At 71.3% G+C, this 515-nt stretch carries 1 protein-coding gene; it reads left to right on the top strand.

All coding sequences use genetic code 11. The features are described from left to right. Nucleotides 1-515: hypothetical protein (locus AS93_RS20920; protein ID WP_027591939.1), on the top strand; the 515-nt coding region annotated here is incomplete at both ends.

Raw genomic sequence — 515 nt, 5'->3', positions numbered from 1 at the left:
CCGGCACGGTGACGGTGACCGTGGAGCAGGCCGAGCAGGCTGCCCTGGTGGTGACCGCCACGCCGCAGACCATCGCCTACCTGGGCACCAGCGAGCTGGCAGCGACCGGCGGCAGCGGCACGGGCACGACGATCACCTTCGCGGTGACCGGCGGTACCGGAACCTGCGCGATCACGGGCAGCACCCTGACCGGCAACGGCGTGGGGACCTGCGAAGTGACGGCGACCAAGGCGGGTGATGCGAACTACCTGCCGCAGACCGGCACGGTGACGGTGACCGTCGAGCAGGCCGAGCAGGCTGCTCTGGTGGTGAGCGCCACGCCGCAGACCATCGCCTACCTGGGCACGAGCACGCTGGCGACGACGGGCGGTTCGGGCACCGGTGCGGTGAGCTACGCGGTGACCGGCGGTACCGGAACCTGCGCGATCACGGGCAGCACCCTGACCGGCAACGGCGTGGGCACCTGCGAAGTGACGGCGACCAAGGCGGGTGATGCGAACTACCTGCCGCAGACC

Source organism: Pseudomonas sp. RL (genome assembly GCF_000647775.1).
In the GTDB taxonomy this organism is placed as follows: domain Bacteria; phylum Pseudomonadota; class Gammaproteobacteria; order Pseudomonadales; family Pseudomonadaceae; genus Serpens; species Serpens flexibilis.
Note: the sequence above shows the minus strand (reverse complement) of the source record. Positions and strands in the feature narration are given on the sequence as shown.